The sequence below is a fragment of the Pseudomonas sp. SDO5215_S409 genome, from assembly GCF_054071325.1.
Genome location: NZ_JBSVWN010000191.1, coordinates 1 through 328 on the forward strand (window position 1 = coordinate 1; position 328 = coordinate 328).

1 pseudogene is annotated in these 328 nt (G+C 55.2%); it reads right to left on the bottom strand.

Annotation, left to right across the window (positions count from 1 at the left end):
- Positions 1-93 precede the first annotated feature (93 nt).
- A pseudogene (locus ACW9H9_RS28860) lies at positions 94-207 on the bottom strand (AbrB/MazE/SpoVT family DNA-binding domain-containing protein); the annotation flags it as partial.
- Between the last annotated feature and the right edge of the window lie 121 nt (positions 208-328).

The window sequence follows — 328 nt, forward strand, 5'->3', positions numbered from 1 at the left end:
ATCCGTTCCCGCTTTAGCAACTGGAAAAAGCTCTCCGCCACAGCGTTGTCGTGGCCTTTTCGGGCCTAAGGCCCGACTGGTCGAGTGACTGCTTTATCTCACCTCGGCGTTACCAGGCTGTCCGCTATCCCAGGCTTCAGTGAGCTCGTCTATTCGATCCGCGATTTGCGGCTTTTTCGATAGGACTAGGCAGTGCGTGTTGCCGACAGCCATCCATCAATCTCCACGCTCATGGATGTCCTAGCTTTGATCTGCCCACATGCTCTAACGCCGCTTAGGGATGGTCTGAAGTAGGCCACTATGTTTCGACAGCCGAGCCATAGACGCT